9 protein-coding genes and 1 pseudogene are annotated in these 14,441 nt (G+C 64.2%); 5 read left to right on the top strand and 5 right to left on the bottom strand.

Going from position 1 to position 14,441, the window contains the following annotated elements; translation table 11 throughout:
* Positions 1 to 3: 3 nt before the first annotated feature.
* From ACVMIH_RS25380 to ACVMIH_RS25390, 3 genes are read right to left on the bottom strand one after another with little or no spacing between them, the layout of a single operon-like run.
* Entirely contained in the window at positions 4 to 2,229 is a 2,226-nt protein-coding gene (locus tag ACVMIH_RS25380) for a molybdopterin cofactor-binding domain-containing protein (RefSeq protein WP_456863773.1), read from the bottom strand.
* Positions 2,226 to 2,717 carry a (2Fe-2S)-binding protein gene (locus ACVMIH_RS25385; protein WP_076834854.1) on the bottom strand — a complete coding sequence of 164 codons (492 nt, stop codon included), beginning with the start codon at positions 2,715 to 2,717 and terminating at the stop codon, positions 2,226 to 2,228. Before ACVMIH_RS25385 ends, ACVMIH_RS25380 begins: the two co-directional genes overlap by 4 nt.
* Positions 2,714 to 4,057 carry a c-type cytochrome gene (locus tag ACVMIH_RS25390; RefSeq protein WP_456863776.1) on the bottom strand — a complete coding sequence of 448 codons (1,344 nt, stop codon included), beginning with the start codon at positions 4,055 to 4,057 and terminating at the stop codon, positions 2,714 to 2,716. Before ACVMIH_RS25390 ends, ACVMIH_RS25385 begins: the two co-directional genes overlap by 4 nt.
* A gap of 132 nt (positions 4,058 to 4,189) precedes the next feature.
* Here ACVMIH_RS25390 and recQ point away from each other — a divergent pair, with 132 nt between their 5' ends.
* On the top strand, positions 4,190 to 6,058 hold the full coding sequence (gene recQ / locus ACVMIH_RS25395) for a DNA helicase RecQ (protein ID WP_456815159.1): 1,869 nt from the start codon (positions 4,190 to 4,192) through the stop codon (positions 6,056 to 6,058).
* Positions 6,059 to 6,125: 67 nt separating this feature from the next.
* Here the strand turns inward: recQ and ACVMIH_RS25400 are convergent, their stop codons facing one another.
* The gene (locus ACVMIH_RS25400) at positions 6,126 to 7,073 is read right to left on the bottom strand and encodes a DUF1186 domain-containing protein (RefSeq protein WP_456863779.1); all 948 of its coding nucleotides are present in this window, start codon (positions 7,071 to 7,073) and stop codon (positions 6,126 to 6,128) included.
* Positions 7,074 to 7,284: 211 nt separating this feature from the next.
* Here ACVMIH_RS25400 and ACVMIH_RS25405 point away from each other — a divergent pair, with 211 nt between their 5' ends.
* Together ACVMIH_RS25405 and ACVMIH_RS25410 are read left to right on the top strand one after the other, a co-directional pair.
* A complete protein-coding gene (locus tag ACVMIH_RS25405) occupies positions 7,285 to 9,033 on the top strand; it encodes a flavin-containing monooxygenase (protein ID WP_456863782.1) in 1,749 nt (582 codons plus the stop codon).
* 82 nt (positions 9,034 to 9,115) lie between these two features.
* The gene (locus ACVMIH_RS25410; protein ID WP_456863785.1) at positions 9,116 to 10,057 is read left to right on the top strand and encodes a metallophosphoesterase; all 942 of its coding nucleotides are present in this window, start codon (positions 9,116 to 9,118) and stop codon (positions 10,055 to 10,057) included.
* A 159-nt stretch (positions 10,058 to 10,216) separates the two neighbouring features.
* Here the strand turns inward: ACVMIH_RS25410 and ACVMIH_RS25415 are convergent, their stop codons facing one another.
* Positions 10,217 to 11,485 carry a S1C family serine protease gene (locus tag ACVMIH_RS25415; protein ID WP_456863789.1) on the bottom strand — a complete coding sequence of 423 codons (1,269 nt, stop codon included), beginning with the start codon at positions 11,483 to 11,485 and terminating at the stop codon, positions 10,217 to 10,219.
* 466 nt (positions 11,486 to 11,951) lie between these two features.
* On the opposite strand from ACVMIH_RS25415, the gene ACVMIH_RS25420 reads away from it, so the two are divergent.
* Together ACVMIH_RS25420 and ACVMIH_RS25425 are read left to right on the top strand one after the other, a co-directional pair.
* A complete protein-coding gene (locus tag ACVMIH_RS25420; RefSeq protein ID WP_229193518.1) occupies positions 11,952 to 12,260 on the top strand; it encodes a hypothetical protein in 309 nt (102 codons plus the stop codon).
* Between the two features lie 1,245 nt (positions 12,261 to 13,505).
* Positions 13,506 to 14,439 (top strand): annotated as a pseudogene (locus tag ACVMIH_RS25425) (IS1595 family transposase).
* Positions 14,440 to 14,441 lie beyond the last annotated feature (2 nt).

Consider the following 14,441-nt stretch of genomic DNA (forward strand, 5'->3'; position numbering starts at 1 on the left):
GCATTACGCGTCGATCGCGTCCTTGATCCGTTTGCGGCTGAGCGGCAGCTCGCGCAGCCGCTTGCCGGTTGCATGCGCGATGGCATTGGCGAGCGAGGCGGCGGCCGGGCCCTGCCCGGTCTCGCCGCTGCCGAGGAATGGCTGGCCGGGGCGGTTGATGATGTGGACGGCGATACTGTCGGGCACCGCATTGAAGCGCAGGATCGGGTAGGTCTGCCAGTCGATGCTGGTGATCCTTGTCTCGTCGAAGGTGACGCTTTCATAGAGCGTCCAGCTGGTCGACTGCACGATCGCGCCCTCGATCTGGTTGGTGATGCCGTCCGGATTGACGACCTGGCCGGCGTCGACGGCGGCGACCGCGCGCACCAGCCGGGCCCGCCCGGTTTCGCGATCGACCTCGACCTCGGATGCAATGGCGCAATAGGCGGCGAGATTCTTGTAGCGCGCGAAAGCGAAGCCGTAGCCGCGATTTCGCGGCGGCTGCTGTCCGCGCGTCCAGCCGAATTCCTCCGCGGCCTTCTCGACCACCGCGCGGCCGCGCTGATCGTCGAGATGCCTGAGCCGAAACTCGACCGGATCGGCGCCGGCGAGAGCGGCCAGTTCATCCATGAAGCTCTCGGTCGAGAACACGTTGTGATAGGCGCCGAGCGCGCGCATCGCGGAGATCCGCAGCGGCATCGCGGGGATGAAGTGATGCATCACATGCGCGTTCGGAAAATTGTAGATCGGAATCGCGTTGCGATCGCCGCCACCTTCCGGCAACGGCAACGGCTTTGGTGCGGGCACCGCGAATGATCGCGCCATGTGCTGGGCCGCAAGCAGCGCGCCGGCGCCGCCCGGCCGCATCGAATGGGTGTTGCTCCACACCGCGAAATTCCAGTCGGCGATCTTGCCGTCGGCCGTGAGTGACGCGCTCAATTTTGTCACCATCGCCGGACCATACGGCTCCCAGCCGTGCTCCTGCTCGCGCATCCACTGCACCCGAATTGGGCGCCCTGGCAGCACCCGGGCGATCAGCGCGGCGTCGGCCGCGGCATCGTCGGCGCCATTGTGGCCGTAACAGCCGGAGCCTTCGACATGGATCAGGCGGACGCTGGCGGGCGTCATGCCGAGCATCTCGGCGATCGCCTGCCGGTCGGGATAGACGCCCTGCGTGTGCGTCCACACCGTTATCGCGCCGTCGACGAATTGCGCGACCGCGCAGGACGGCCCGATCGAGGCGTGCGACTGGTAAGGCCGCGCATAGGTCGCTTCGAGCGACCGCGCGCCGCTCACCGTGGGATCGCTACGCTGCAAGATCGCGAAATCCTGAGAGGGCAGCGTGGTCAGCACGTTGGCCAGATCGTGCTGGTTCGGCAGCTTCGCGCTCTCCCGCCACTTCGCCGCGGCGGCCAGCGCGTGCATGGCCTTGACCGCCGAAAATTCCTTCTCCGCCACCACGGCCAGGAAGTTGCCGTCGCGCACGATTTGAATCACGCCGGGCATTTTCTCGATCGCGGCCGTGTCGCATTCCACGAGCTGCGCGCCGTAGCTCGGCGGGCGCACCACGCGCGCATGCACCATGCCGGGAAGCCGCATGTCCTGCACATAGGCGGCGCCGCCCGTGACCTTGGCCGGAATATCGACGCGTGGCACCGGCTGGCCCATCACCTTGAAGCTCGCCGGATCCTTCAGGCTCGATGTCGGTTGCGCCTGGACGTGCAACATGTCCGCGGCGACAAGCTCGCCATAGCCCAGACGCCGGCCATCGGGAGCGATGACGGCCGCATTCTCGGTTCGCAAGCCGTCGGGCGGCAAGCCGAAACGCTTTGCCGCCTCGGCCACCAGCAACATGCGCGCCTGCGCCGCGGCATGCAGGATCGCCGTGCCGCTGTCCTGCATCGAATGACTGCCGGACGTGTAGCCCTCGTTCGCCGTGAGTTTGGTGTCGGCGGTGATCACCTTCAGCGCATCGAAGGGAATATCGAGCTGCTCGGCCGCAATCTGCTGGAACGCGGTGCGGAATCCCTGGCCGAGTTCGGCCTTGCCCGTGAAGGCCGTGACCTGGCCATTGGCATCGATACGGATCCAGGAATCCAGATTGGGCGTTTTGGCCAGGCTGCCCGGCAACGCCGGGCCCTGCGCAGCCTTCTGCTCCTGCGCCACCGCATGGCGCAGCGAGAAGCTGACAATCAGCGCACCGCCGCCGGCCAGCACGCTGCGGCGATCGAGAATTACCGGCGCGGTCATCGGACGCTCCTGTCGCTTGCGGCGTCGGCCGTATCCATCAACCTGGCGGCGCGGTGCACCGCGCGCAGGATGCGCATATGGGTGCCGCAGCGGCAGAGATTGGGCTCCAGCTCGGCGCGGATCTGCGCATCCGATGGCTTCGGGTTGCGCATCAGCAGCGCCTGCGCGCGCATCATCATCCCGGCGATGCAGTAGCCACACTGCGCCGCCTGCTCCTCCATGAAGGCGCGCTGGATCGGCGCCGGCGCAGCCACGGTGCCGAGCCCTTCGAGCGTCGTCACCTGCTTGCCCTCGACCAGGACCAGCGGCGTGACGCAGGACAGCACCGCCTTGCCGTCGACGATCACCGTGCAGGAGCCACATTGCCCGAGCCCGCAGCCGAACTTGGCGGCATTGAGCGCCAGATCATTGCGCAGCACATAGAGCAACGGCGTATCCGGCTCCGCATCGACCTGATGATCCCTGCCATTGACCTTCAATGTCATCATGGCTTGCCTCGCTGTCTGGATTCCGCTGGCGTGTCGCGCGCCGCAAGCGACGTGGCCTGCACCGCCCGCGCATCGCGCACCGCCTTGTCGAGATTGGCCCACGCCGGCCGCTTGCCGAACCGCTCGCGCAGATAGGCCGTGAGCGCGACCATCTGCGTATCATCGATGCTGCCGGCGAAGCCCGGCATGATCGGGCTGCGCTCGCCTTCGACGGCGCCGACGCCCGACAGCACGATATTGAGGAGATTGCGCGGGTCGGGGCTTGCGATCGCCGTGCTGAGCGCGAGATTGACGCCGCCATAGGGCAGCGCGCGGTCGCCCTCATGGCAGGAGGCACACGCCGCGGCATAGATCGCTGCGCCGGCCGCATGGGTCTGTGCCGCATCATCGGAAGACGATTGTGCGACGACGTCGGCCGGCCGTTTGCGATCCGGCGCCGGCGCGCCCGAGATATCGGCCATGTACACGGAGATGGCCCGCACGTCGCTGTCGGGCACCGTCGCCAGATTGCCGATCACGGCGGCCATCGGCCCGCGCGCGGTGCCATGATCGGCCTGCCAGCCGTGGCGCAAATAGGCGTAGAGCGCGTCGGCGGTCCAGCGCACCGGGGCGTGCGAGGTGTCGTTCAGCGCGTAGGCGTGCCAATTGTCGACCTCGCCGCCCGCGAACTGCGCATTGACACGCTCGGCGCCGAGCGCGTTGCGCGGCGTGTGGCAGGCGCCGCAATGCGCGAGCCCCTCCACCAGATAGGCGCCGCGGTTCCATTCCGCGCCCTTCGCCGAGTCCTGAGGGGCATCGCCGCTGCGCAGATACAGCAGCTTCCACCCTGCAATCAGAGGTCGATAGTTCAACGGAAACGAAAGCTGATTCGCCGGCGGCGACGCGCGGACCGGCTGTCGCGTCATCAGGAACGCATACAGCGCCCGGTCGTCCGCATCCGAGACGTTGGTGAAATGGTCATAGGGAAAGGTCGGGTAGAGATGCTGGCCATCGCGGGCGACGCCGGAGCGCATCGCGCGGACGAACGCCTCCTCCGGCCAGCGCCCGATGCCGGTTTCGGCATCCGGCGTGATGTTGGATGAGAAGACGATGCCGAACGGCGTTGGAACCGGGAGCCCGCCGGCATAAGTCGCGCCGCCCTGCACGGTATGGCAGGTGTTGCAATTGCCGATCGCGGCGAGTTCGCGGCCGCGTTTGACCACATCAGGGTCGAAGGTATCGGCCCGCGGCGGCGCAATCGCGGCAATCTGCGGCCGCCAGGCGACGGCAAAGGCCGCCGCCGCGCCCGCGACCAGCACGATCGCGGCAATGCCTGTGATGATCCGCAGCTGACCAGTCATGCTGAATTGAGTTTGTTGTTGGGACGTGTATTAACACCTTTCATTCCGGTATCGTTCGGCCAGAAGACCTCGATCACCGCCTGTTGACCTCAAGGAATCCTGGAAAATCCCAAAGGGATCGCGCAAGGGATCATGACCGCCCAGCCCGCCCTCGATCGCGCCTCCGCCCCGTCTCGCGATGCGCTGTCCGTGCTCAGTTCCGTGTTCGGCCTGTCGGGCTTCCGCGGCGCGCAGGAAAACATCATCCGTCACGTCACCGATGGCGGCAATTGCCTGGTGCTGATGCCGACCGGCGGCGGCAAGTCGCTGTGCTACCAATTGCCGTCGCTGCTGCGCGACGGCTGCGGCATCGTGGTATCACCTTTGATCGCGCTGATGCGCGACCAGGTCGCGGGCCTCACTGAAGCCGGCGTCAACGCCGCGGTGCTGAACTCGACGCTGTCCTATGAGGAAGCCTCCGAGGTCGAGCGGCGGCTGCTCGCCGGCGATCTCGACCTGCTCTATGTGGCGCCGGAGCGGCTGCTGACGCCGCGCTGCCTCAATCTGCTCGGCCAGGCGCAGATCGCGCTGTTTGCGATCGACGAGGCGCATTGCGTCTCGCAATGGGGCCATGACTTCCGCCCGGAATATATCGGCCTGTCCGCACTCGCCGAGCGCTTCCCCAAGGTGCCGCGCATCGCGCTGACCGCGACCGCGGACGCGCTGACCCGAAGGGAGATCGCCGAGCGGCTGCAGCTTACCGACGCGCCGCAATTCGTCGCGAGCTTCGACCGGCCCAATATCCGCTACGAGATCGTCGACAAGCAGAATGCGACCACGCAGCTGAAGAATTTCATCAAGGAGCGGCATGCCGGCGACGCCGGCGTGGTCTATTGCCTGTCCCGCGCCAAGGTCGAGGACGTCGCGGCGGCGCTCAGCGAGGCCGGCATTCCGGCACTGCCCTATCATGCCGGGCTCGATGCCGGCGTGCGCGCCCGGCACCAGGACCGCTTCCTCAACGAGGACGGGCTCGTGATCGTCGCCACGATCGCCTTCGGCATGGGGATCGACAAGCCCGACGTACGCTTCGTCGCGCATCTCGATCTGCCGAAGAGCATCGAAGCCTACTACCAGGAGACCGGGCGTGCCGGCCGCGACGGCAAGCCGTCGGCGGCATGGATGGCCTATGGCCTGTCCGACATCGTGCAACAGCGCCGCATGATCGATGAATCGACCGGCTCCGATGCCTTCAAGCGCGTCTCGGTCGGCAAGCTCGACGCGCTGGTTGCGCTGGCTGAAACGGTGCATTGCCGCCGGCAGCGCCTGCTCGGCTATTTCGGCGAGAGCCGCGCAGAAGAAAGCTGCGGCAATTGCGACAACTGCCTGACGCCGCCGCGCGTCCGCGACGGCAAGGTGCTCGCACAAAAGCTGCTGTCCTGCGCCTACCGCACCGGGCAACGTTTCGGCGCCATGCACCTGATCGACGTGCTAGTCGGGCGGCTCACCGAACGGGTCAAGCAGTTCAACCACGACCAGCTGTCGGTGTTCGGCATCGGCCGCGAGCTCAACGAGAAGCAATGGCGCGCGGTGCTGCGCCAGCTGGTGGCGATGGGCCATCTGCGCGCCGACAGCGATGCCTTCGGCGCGCTTGTTCTGACCGACAGCGCCCGCGGCGTGCTGAAGGGCGAGACCGCGGTGATGCTGCGCGAGCAGCCGGAAGGCGCGCGCAACCGCGCGGTCCGCGGCAAGTCGCGCCGCGGCGAGCTTGTGCCAGCGGCCGACAGCCCGGGTGGCGTCGCAAATCCCGCGTTGCATGCGGCGTTGCGCGCCTGGCGCTCGGATGTCGCGCGCCAGCGCGGCGTGCCGGCCTATGTCGTGCTGCACGATTCCACCATCGACGGCATCGCCGCGATGCGGCCGGACACGCTCAGCGAGCTGCGCAACATCGCAGGGATCGGCGACAAGAAGCTCGAGCACTACGGCGACGAGCTGATCCGGATCGTGAAGACGACAGGAGCGTGACCGGTCCTCTCTACGCCGAAGCGACGACAGTCGCTTTGGCCGGCGCTGAGACCGAGGGAGCCGCAGCTCAACGCTGGTCAGCGAGACAGCATTTCTTGTATTTCTTGCCGCTGCCGCACGGGCATGGGTCGTTGCGCCCGACATGGCGCAAGGGATTCCTCACGGGTTCGGTGTGGCTCCACAATGTATCGAGATCGTCCCCAAAGGGGGCATCCAGATCGTCGAAGGTCTCGTTGTAGCCGTAGTCGGTCCCTTCCATTTCCTGGACCGCATCCTTGATATAGCCGAGGCCAACTTCCTCGAATCGTGCGATTTCCTCGGGTCGCTGCTCGGCATCGACGAGCATTTCGTCGAACTCGCGGCGTTCTGTCATCCAATCGGGTATACGCCCGTCATCGAAAGCGCGATACGCCAAGGGCGCCAGCTCGCGCAACCCCAGGAGGGCAATTGCCTGCTGCCACGCGTACCAGGCATGGTTCTCGTCATCCGCCAGATTTTGCTCGTGGAATGCTTTGAGCAGGCGCTGCATGCGCTCCCGCCCGATCATCCCATTCCATGTGAGGAAGGTGGCCGCGCCGAGAACCTGCTCGCGCGCAAATTGATCGACGGACTGATCCACGACCAGACTCAACAAGGCGTCGACGTCCCCGTCAAAGACACCCGCGACAATGCGCGCCATGCTTTCGGTCAGGCAGTCACCCAACAGGTCATCAAGTTCGCTTTCGGGTCTGCGCAGCAGTCGCAGCAGGTCGCGGCAAACATCCGTGTCACGAGCTCCACCGAGGATGTAGACACCTCGGAACAGCAGCCTGGCCTCATCGTCGGACAGTTCCTCGCCGTTCCCTGCCCGGGCGACGATGGCGCGCAGCGCGGGGGCCGCTTCTTCCATTCTGATCAGGCACATTCCGACTGCGACCGCAGGCAATTGTTTCTCGGTCGCGACGGCCTCAAGATAGTCTTCGATCGGCCCCAAATCGCCCCGCTCGAAGATAGCTTCTACTTCTTCCTTCTTCATGGGACCTCGATCTTTGCCGGCAGATGAACGGTCACGACAGAACAACTACCCGATCACCGCTTACCCTCATCCTCTCCCAGAGACAGCATAGGAGCTATTCGCTGGACGGCAATACGCTTGCTTGCGGGCCGCGCCGCCCTCGCCCTAATCTTTGCCTACCGCGTCCAACGAGGCGCGGACAAGACATAACGATATAGGGAAGAGACGGCCCATGGCTCAGGATAGCACCGCGCGCAAAACTGTGCGCCCTGCCGAGACCGGAACGTTCGATGCCGTGGTGATCGGCGCTGGGTTCGCCGGCATGTACATGCTGCATCGGCTGCGCGGACTCGGCTTCACCGCGCGGGTCTATGAGGCCGGCGGCGGCGTCGGCGGCACCTGGTACTGGAATCGCTATCCCGGCGCGCGCTGCGACGTCGAGAGCCTGCAATATTCCTTCTCGTTCTCCGAGGAACTCGATCAGGACTGGAGCTGGTCGGAGAAATATTCTCCGCAGGCTGAAATTCTCGCCTACGCCAATCACGTCGCCGATCGCTTCGATCTGCGCAGCCAGATCGTGTTCGACACCCGCGTCACCGCGGCGACCTTCGACGAGCAGGCAGGCACCTGGCTGATCGAGACCGACCGCGGCGACAGGGTTACCGCAAAGTTCTGCATCATGGCGGTCGGCTGCCTGTCGGCGCCGAACCGGCCGGCTTTCCCGGGCATGGCGGATTTCCGCGGGCCGATCTATCACACCGGCGAATGGCCGCATGAGGGTGTCGACTTCAGCGGCCTGCGCGTCGGCGTGATCGGCACCGGCTCGTCGGCGATCCAGTCGATCCCGATCATCGCGCAGCAGGCCTCCGAGCTCACGGTGTTTCAGCGCACCGCGACCTGGTCGGTGCCGGCATGGAATGAGCGGCTGTCGGCGGAATATCTGAGGGAAGCCAAGGCGCATTATCCGGAGCTGCGTGCCAAAGCCCGTGCGCGCCCGACCGGCTTCTATTTCCAGTTCAACGCCCAGCCCGCCTTGCAGGCGAGTGAGCAAGAACGCGAGCGGCTCTATGAGGAGGCCTGGCAGCGCGGCGGCCTGCCCTTCCTCGGTGCGTTCGGCGATCTCCTGTTCGAAAAGGCCGCCAACGACACCATCGCCGATTTCGCGCGCGAGAAGATCCGCGGCATCGTCAAGGATCCTGCGACGGCCGAGCTGCTGTGCCCGCGAAACGTGTTCGGCTGCAAGCGGCTCTGCGTCGACACCAATTACTTCGAGACCTACAATCTGCCGCATGTGAAACTGGTCGACGTGTCGACGACGCCGATCGATCGCTTCACGACGGAAGGCATTGTCGTCGACGGCACCGAATACAAGTTCGACGCGATCGTCTCCGCCACCGGCTTTGCCGCCATGACCGGCTCGTTCGACAAGATCGCGATCACCGGCCGCGGCGGGCAGACGCTGGCCGAGAAATGGCGGGCGGGCCCGCGTGCCTATCTCGGCCTTGCCTCCGAGGGCTTTCCGAACCTGTTCATGATCACCGGGCCCGGCAGCCCGTCGGTGCTCGCCAGCATGATCCAGGCGATCGAGCAGCATGTCGATTGGCTGGCGGATTGCATCAGTCATATGCGCGACATCGGCGCCGGCACGATCGAGGCGGTCCGCGACGACGAGGACGCTTGGGTCGCCCATGTCAACGACGTCTCCACGGTCTCGCTGCGCTCGACCTGCAGCTCGTGGTATGTCGGCGCCAACATCCCGGGCCGTCCCCGCGTGTTCATGCCCTATATCGGCGGCTTCCCGATCTATGTGCAGAAGTGCAATGAGGTGATGAACTCGGGTTACGACGGCTTCGTGCTGCAGGGTGGGCGCAACGGCAATGCACCGCCGCAGGTGCGCTTCACCGAGCGCTGGCAGGTACCGCTCGACATTGAGGTGATCTCGCCGGCCGCGGTCGCCGCGAAGCGGGTTCCCGTGGTCTGAGTGCCGGCGGTATCCCCACCGGGATTGCGCATGATAGTGTCGCGCCGGTCCGCGCTTGGCATCGCGGAGCGCACGGGGGACGATGGCCGACACGGCATTGCAGGGACTGGTCGAGCGGATCGGCGCGGATCACGTCGTGCGCCGGCTTGGGATCGAGGCCGCGCATGAGAAGCAGGTGTTCGGCCAGGGCACGCTGCTGTTCAACGTCGAGAACTGGAAGCTGGCGCCGCGGATCATCGAGACTGCGCTCAAGGTGACCGGCCTGCACGGCCGCGCGCGGCGCAACGCCGACCAAGTTGAGGTGCGACGCAACCTGGTGACGTCGGCGCGCCTGCCGGCGGCCTTCGACGGCTTCACCATCCTGCATCTCAGCGATCTCCACGCCGACATCAGCCAGGACGCGATGCGGCATCTGATGGACATCGTGCGCGACATCGCCTGCGATATCTGCGTTCTCACGGGCGACTACCGCGGCAAGACGTATGGGCCGTTTGAAACGAGCCTCGCGTTGATGCGGGATCTGTGCGCGCGGATCAAGCTGCCGCTCTACGGCATCCTCGGCAATCATGACAGCATCCGCATGACGCCGGCGCTGGAGGCGATGGGCATCAGGATGCTGTTCAATGAGCAGGAGTCGATCACGCGCGATGGCGCGACGATCCACCTCGCCGGGATCGACGACGCGCACTTCTACCGCACCGACGACATTGCAAGGGCTGCCACGGCGATCCCGCGTGATGCATTCTCGATCCTGCTGGCACATACGCCGGAATCCTACCGCGCGGCGGCGGCAGCCGGCTTCGACCTGATGCTGAGCGGCCATACCCATGGCGGCCAGCTCTGCCTGCCCGGCGGCATCGCGATCAAGCTCGAGGCGCGGCTGCCGCGCCGGATGGGCCGAGGCGCCTGGCGCTTCGGTGAACTTGCCGGCTACACCTCGGCCGGCGCCGGCACCAGCCTCGCGCCGGTGCGGCTGAATTGCCCGGCCGAGATCACCGTGCATACTCTGCGGCGGCTCGGTTGAGCTCCGCCCGTACCTGGCAGGCGCCCATTGCCAAAATATCGAAAACAACCCCATGCAAAGGAGTCGGCGGCCGCCCGGACGTCGCAAGGAAAGACGCGTGGCCGGTAGCCAGATGCAGTTGCCCTGCCGTAAGGACGGGAAGAGGGCGTAGCGGAGGTCTCAATTGCCCTTCTTCGCGTTCGCGCTCTGCTCGCTCACCGTGCAGGTGATCAGCAGCGTGTAGCCGCGCGCATTCTTGGCAATCTCGGCGGTTTCCTTCTTCATCTCCTCGCGCCACTCGGCGGTCCGGTACGCCACCGCGCTGTTGTCGAGAAAATCGCGCAGCGCGCCGGTCTTGATCGCGAAATTGATGTTCTCCGGGATGGTCCCCGTCGCCCGCGCCATCCTGACCGCGTCGAGTTTGGCAGCCACCACGCCGACCACCGCGCCGGTAAGGTCGAACAGCGGACCGCCGCTGTTGCCCGGCTGCACGGCGGCGCTGATCTGCAGATGACGGGTATCGTTGAGGATGCCACTCAGCGAAGAGACAATGCCCGTGGTGACCGTGAAATCGGATGTCAGCAATCCGTGATAGGGATAACCGATCGCCACTACGCCGTTGCCGACCAGGATGGGGTTTTGCCTGAGGCTGACGACATCCTTGAAAGGGGTCGGCGCCTGCAGCAACGCGAGATCATTGGTCTCGTCATCGGACACCAGGCGCAGCTTGACCGGCGCCTCGCCGCTCAGGTTGCCCGTGATCTCGCTGCAGCCGCCGACGACATGGTGATTGGTGACGACGTGGCCGCTGCTGCTGACCACAAAGCCGGTGCCGGTCCCCGATCTCGCCTGCTTCGCCGGCGGCGCGCTGGGTGCTGCAGCCTGCTGCGGCGGCGCCGCCGCAGGCTTTGTCGCGACCGCGAACTCGCCGGCATTGGAGACGCCGTTCTTCTTCACCGAGACGACGCAGTTGAGCAGAGCCGGCAACAGCTGCGCGGTCTGATTGAGGTTGAACTGAAACAATTGTCCCTGCGCGAATGCCGTCATCTGGCGCGCCTTGCGGAACTGGTTGATCAGGCTGGAATTCACCGGCATCTCGACATTCACGAGCTGGGTGCCGAGCGGCATGCCGTAGACGTTGAACGCCGGCTGGCCGTCAAAGGTCAGCGCCAGCGGAAAGGCCTCGCCCGGCGTCAGACGCCAGCTGTCATAGGCAAAGCCGAGCCGCCAGCTGCCATTCTCGGCGATCGACACCATGAAGAAGATGCCGCTTTGATAGGTGGTGCCCGCCGAGCAATGGGTGAAGGCGCCATTCTTGTCGTTGGTGAAAGCGCCGCCCTTCCAGTTGCCGACCGTGATCGAGCCGTAGGGACCGCGGGCGCTCGACGGAGTTGCAGACGCAAACAGCCACGCGGCCGCAACGGCCGCCGCCCAGATCGCAACTCTCATGACGCGCACTCCCCCAGCCACAACCCATCATAGGAGGCGTCGAAATTCATCCGCAAGTGGTGCGCGGCTTGGTCTTTGGTCCTGCGGCCACGCAAGTCCGCCGCGGATGAGGCGATCGCCACACCCTCAGGTTACAGAACCTATGTTCCTATTATGTTCCTATGTCAACCGAGGTACTGGCCGTATTTAAGCCCCGTGTCCCAAGTTGAATCTTGGAGTGTCTTAATTCCGATTAAGCGAACGAAAACCGTAACTTGGCCGATGTTCTCGGCAAGACTACTGAGGCGCACGCCAGATGTTCTGGCTTTTGCAATCCGCCAAGTGTTCTCGCTCCACAGGGCAGAAGTGTTACCGGGGTTCTCCGTGGGTGAACGGAGTTCCAGCCTCCGCTACCGTCCCCCTTAGCATTCCGATGGAATAAGCCCGCCATCGCAGGGGTTGGAAGCTGAGGGAGGTCGACCAAGCCATGGAAAGCGAAAGTGCGCCTTCAGGGCCGGGTGAAGCCGCGTGGGAAGCGTTGACATTCGATGAGCCCGTCATCGTCGCGCTAGCTATTTGGGCCGCGCTATTGGTGGCCCACGTCATCGCGGCGTCGGTGTATTGGCGGGAGCAGCGCAGCCCGGAATGGTTGGCCGTTCTTGCGATCTTGGCCTACTGGCCAATCCTGGTGTCGATCATAGGTCTCGGCCTTGTTCTAAAATATCTGATCCGACCGCTGATCGGACAAATAAAACTGTTCCGGCGAAGGTCCGATATCAAAGGCGTCGTTGAGTAAGGCCGCCTCAGTTGGCGGCCTCTCCGTTTATGATCTCGATCCATCGGCGCAAGCTCGATTCAAATCGCTCGCGCACTTCTGCTTCCGAGTTAGCCGTCACGCCAAATGAGAGCGGCGCGTCCCTTCCTGTAGTTGCGATCCATCCTCCGCAAGCTCGCGGCTGAATCTCCGGCACAATCCCCGGCTTGGGGCTGAAACATAGGCAAATGCAGCCCCGGTCGAAGCGCCCTCTAATACGACACCATGACGTCGGAAGAGATGCGAGCGATGGCAGCGCAGTGTGATGATGTGGCCTTGAAGCTACTCGCTCCCGAGCGCGCCATTGTCCGGAACGTCGCAGCCCAATCGCGTATGCTGGCACACCAATCCGAGATGCTACTGTAGAGAGTGGCGATCAATCAGGCCTTCCAGCGAGACTGTTCCCCGTGACGCCCTCAAGGAAACGGCCCCAGCGCGTTGGAACGAACGCTGAGGCCGCCTTACCGCGCCGCTGAGAATAAGGCGGCCCCGGCACGTAGCTAGCGCCGGGGGGCCAGAGGGATTGTCATTCCCATGAGAACTCGACCCTGCGCCCAATAGGTCTGTTCCCGCATTTGCATAGGAAAGTCAGCTTGCATTTCATCGCAGATGCGATGCGGCACTCAAGCAAACGGCCCCAGCACTCGGGCAAGGAGGCTGAGGCCGAGGAGCGCCCGTGGGGTAGGGAAAGATTATGGACACCCCCGCGTGAGCTAGAACCTCGATGGTACGGAAGGGCATTTGCATATGTGAATGAGTGTCCTGATTTCCCCAAGCGAATGTCCTAACTGGGACAGCATCTCAACCGGGGTGCTGTCCGCATTTAGGCCCCGTATCCCAAGTTGATTTTGGAGGTGTCCTGATTAGAAAGCGGCCCCAGCGCCGGGAGAGCGCTAAGGCCAAGTTGACGTTTCCAATGAGCTACGGCAGTTCAGCCGATCAGAAGCCAGCCTAAGCTGATGATGAACGCGACGAGCGATATCCCCGCCAAGCCTATGAGGCTGAACTCGACGCCATCTAAATCTGTCCTGAACATAATGTTCAAAGCATTACACGTCGGATCGGCGGGCGCTTTAGCGTATGTCAGTCAGCGGCAGTGTCCCATGTCCAGATTCCACCGGGCATCAGGTGTCCGAATTCCCCTCTAGGAGTGCCCTAAGCAGGGGGATTATATACTTGGCAAGTACGAGCGGTCTATGGTTGAGTCAACCATAGAGGGAATCCGCCGTGTCCGTCCTGTCCGCACCGCACTTCCACAATGAGGCCGCAGCTATCGCGCGGCTGGAGGAGATCGTGTGGCCGCAGGGGCCTCATTGCCCGCGCTGTGGCGGCTTTGACCGCATTACGGACGTCAAGGGCGGCCGGGCTGGTCTGCGCCGCTGTGGTCCCTGCAGCGCGAGTTTACGGTCACGGTCGGAACCATTTTCGAGCGCAGCCACGTCAAGCTGCACATCTGGTTTCAAGCTGCACACCTGATGGCATCCAGCAAGAAGGGCATCAGCGCGCATCAACTGCACCGCACCCTTAAGGTTACCTACAAAACCGCTTGGTTCATGGAGCACAGGCTGCGCGAGGCCATGCGCGAAGGCCATTTTCCGATGGGCGGCGAAGGCAAGACGGTCGAGATCAACGAGACCTACGTAGGCGGGCTGGAGAAGAACAAGCACCGCAGCAAGCGCAAGCATCTGGGAACGGGTGGCGCGGGCAAGGAAGCGGTTTTCTCTCTGGTCGAGCGCGGCGCAAGGTCCGCTCTCACCACGTCCCACAGATCACTGCAAAGACTCTGCGCCCGACCTTGCAAGCGCAGGTCGATGGCAAGACTGCCGTGATGACCGATGAGGGTCTTGTCGCCAAAACTATAGGCGGTGACTACGACCTGCACGAAACCGTCAACCACGGCGCTGGCGAGTACGTTCGCGGCGGCGCACACACGAACACGATTGAAGGTTACTTTTCCATTTTGAAGCGTGGCATTAACGGTGCGCACCACCACGTCAGCCAGCAGCCCTTGAAGCGCTATCTGGCTGAATTCGACTTTAGGTATAATGAAAGAATGGCTCTCGGCGTCCCCGACGAGGCTCGCACCACCAGGGCGCTTCGTGGTATTGTCGGGAAGAGGTTGACCTACCGGGACTCGTCGGTCCCAAGCGTAACCGAGTAAAG

The sequence above is a fragment of the Bradyrhizobium sp. USDA 4503 genome (assembly GCF_054055815.1).

What these genes read in the sequence shown, in the direction of transcription:
- ACVMIH_RS25420 (WP_229193518.1), top strand. Translation starts at nt 11,952, where the DNA reads ATGGAAAGCGAAAGTGCGCCTTCAGGGCCGGGTGAAGCCGCGTGGGAA.
- ACVMIH_RS25415 (WP_456863789.1), bottom strand. Translation starts at nt 11,485, where the DNA reads ATGAGAGTTGCGATCTGGGCGGCGGCCGTTGCGGCCGCGTGGCTGTTT.
- recQ (WP_456815159.1), top strand. Translation starts at nt 4,190, where the DNA reads ATGACCGCCCAGCCCGCCCTCGATCGCGCCTCCGCCCCGTCTCGCGAT.
- ACVMIH_RS25385 (WP_076834854.1), bottom strand. Translation starts at nt 2,717, where the DNA reads ATGATGACATTGAAGGTCAATGGCAGGGATCATCAGGTCGATGCGGAG.
- ACVMIH_RS25405 (WP_456863782.1), top strand. Translation starts at nt 7,285, where the DNA reads ATGGCTCAGGATAGCACCGCGCGCAAAACTGTGCGCCCTGCCGAGACC.
- ACVMIH_RS25380 (WP_456863773.1), bottom strand. Translation starts at nt 2,229, where the DNA reads ATGACCGCGCCGGTAATTCTCGATCGCCGCAGCGTGCTGGCCGGCGGC.
- ACVMIH_RS25400 (WP_456863779.1), bottom strand. Translation starts at nt 7,073, where the DNA reads ATGAAGAAGGAAGAAGTAGAAGCTATCTTCGAGCGGGGCGATTTGGGG.
- ACVMIH_RS25390 (WP_456863776.1), bottom strand. Translation starts at nt 4,057, where the DNA reads ATGACTGGTCAGCTGCGGATCATCACAGGCATTGCCGCGATCGTGCTG.
- ACVMIH_RS25410 (WP_456863785.1), top strand. Translation starts at nt 9,116, where the DNA reads ATGGCCGACACGGCATTGCAGGGACTGGTCGAGCGGATCGGCGCGGAT.